Annotated in this window: 2 protein-coding genes; both read right to left on the bottom strand. The window is 63.5% G+C overall.

The genetic code is table 11. The annotated features are described in order from the left end of the window. Positions 1-297: 297 nt before the first annotated feature. Entirely contained in the window at positions 298-1275 is a 978-nt protein-coding gene (gene secF, locus AC1DQP_RS19370) for a protein translocase subunit SecF (RefSeq protein WP_457320823.1), read from the bottom strand. 16 nt (positions 1276-1291) lie between these two features. Continuing rightward, a partial coding sequence (secD, locus tag AC1DQP_RS19365) for a protein translocase subunit SecD (RefSeq protein ID WP_478052287.1) occupies positions 1292-2509 on the bottom strand: 1218 nt, incomplete at its 5' end.

Below are 2509 nucleotides of genomic sequence, written 5' to 3'. Positions count from 1 at the left end.
GCGCTGATGCGTGCGATAGGCCCGCGTAGCCACGCAACACAGGGCGTGGCTTGGATCCGTTGCCGGTTACGGAGAACTGTCTGGAGGATGGCGGCCAGCCCCGTGCAGGACCCTCGGGCGCCATGGATGGCGCCCGCGAGCCCCCACGGACGGGTTTACGGCGTGTCCTGCACGGGGCTGGCCGCCGTCCTCCCTCGCACAGAGCAAAGACGCCGCTCCTGGCGCTGCCTCGCCTGCTGCAAAAAAAGAAAAGCCGCGCAGGGCGCGGCTTCTCAGGTAGTGCGTGCAACCGATGACTTACGGACGGCGCTCCAGCGCTTCGATGTCCTTGGCCTTGGGCAGYAGGTCCTGCTTGGTCACGCGCAGCGCACCGATGGTCAACATCGGCACGGCCACCAGGATCGAGGACAGCACCACGATCACCGCGCCCACCATGTGGGTTTCGGCCAGGCCTTCCATCGACGTACCGCCGTACATGTACAGCGCCAGTGCCGACAGGAAGAACATCACCGCGGTGATCACCGTACGCGACAGCGTCTGGTTGATCGAACGGTTCAACACCTCCAGCGGCTCCACGCGCAGGCTGCGGAAGTTTTCGCGGACGCGGTCGAACACCACGATGATGTCGTTGATGGCAAAGCCCATCACCGACAGCAGACCGGCCAGCACCGTCAGGTCGAACTCGCGACCGATCGCCGAAATGTAGGCTACCGTCACCAGCAGATCGAACAGCGCCACGATGCTTGCCGTGATGGCGAACTTCCACTCGAAGCGGAACGCGATGTAGATCAGGAAGCCCACCAGCATGAACAGCGTGGCGTACAGACCGTTCATCGCCAGGTCCTTGCCGACCTGTGGGCCCACGAACTCGTTGCGCAGCACCGTTGCCTTGTTGTCGCCGGTGGAAATGGCCTTCACCACCGCCGCGGCGGTGCGCTGGTCACTGGCCGAATTGCCGGTGCCCGGTGCGTGTTCGCCCTGCGGTGCCAGGCGGATCAGCAGATCGGTGTTGCCACCGAAACTCTGCACCTGTGCGCCTTCAAAGCCATTGCCCTCGAGCTTGGCGCGGACGTCTTCAACGTCAACCTTGCGCTCGAAGCGGGCCTCGATCAGCGTACCGCCGGTGAAGTCCAGCGCGTAGTTGAAGCCCTTGGTCGCGATCAACGCGATCGAACCCACGAACAGCAGCAGGGTCACGACCATCGCGGCATGACGCCACCGCATGAAATCGATCTTGGTGTCGTTCGGGAGGATGTGCAGCGGAAACAGTTTCATTGTGCGTGTCGTCCCGTCAGATGGCCACGTTCTGGAGCTTCTTGCGGCGGCCGTAGATCAGCGTCGCCAAGGCGCGCGATACGGTGATTGCCGTGAACATCGAAGCGAAGATGCCGATGATCATGGTCAGTGCGAAGCCCTTCAGCGGGCCCGTACCAAACGCATACAGGGCCACGCCGACGATCAACCCAGTCAGGTTGGCGTCGAGGATGGTGCCGCTGGCACGCTCGTAACCGGTCACGATCGCGGTCTTGCCCGGCATGCCGGCACGCAGCTCTTCGCGGATACGCTCGTTGATCAGCACGTTGGCGTCGACCGACAGGCCCACCGACAACGCCAGGCCGGCAAAGCCCGGCAGGGTCATGGTGGCACCGAACATAGACATCACCGCGACCACGATCAGCAGGTTGAACAGCATCGCCAGCGAGGTGATCACGCCGAACATGCGGTAGTAGATGCTGAAGAACACCAGGGTGAACATGAACGCGTAGACCACCGCGGTAATGCCGTTCTTGACGTTCTCCGCGCCCAGGCTCGGGCCGACCACGCGCTCTTCGACGAAGTCCATCGGCGCTGCCAGCGAACCGGACTTCAGCAGCTTGGCCAGGTCTTCGGCTTCCTTCTTTTCCAGACCGGTGGTCTGGAAGTTCTTGCCGAACACACCGTTGATGTTGGCCACGGAGATCACTTCCTCCTTGACCCGGAAGCTGCGCACTTCCTTGCCATCGACCATGTTCACGGTCGGGATGCGCTCGGTGTAGACCACCGCCATCGGCTTGTTCACGTTGGCGCTGGTGAAGTCGAACATGCGCTGGCCGCCGACGTTGTTCAACGTCACGCTGACTGCCGCCGAACCGTTCTGATCGGTGGTGGCCTGCGCGGCGACCATCTGGTCACCGGTGACGATCACTCGCTTGTTGAGCAGCACCGGACCGCCGTTGTCACGGCGCTGGTAGACCTTGGCTTCCGGCGGAATGCGGCCGCTGGCGATCGCGTCCTGCGCGTTGCCCTCGACCACGGCGCGGTATTCCAGCGTCGCGGTGGCACCGATCATGCGCTTGGCTTCAGCGGTGTCCTGCACGCCCGGCAGCTGCACGACCACGCGGTCGGCACCCTGGCGCTGGATGATCGGCTCGGCCACGCCCAGCTGGTTGACGCGGTTGCGCAGCGTATTGATGTTCTGCTCGATCGCACCATTGGCGATCTGGGTCAGCTCGGCCTCGGGGACCTTCAC

This window comes from Stenotrophomonas sp. P5_A8 (genome assembly GCF_056400545.1).
This window is presented reverse-complemented; position numbering and strand designations above follow the sequence as displayed.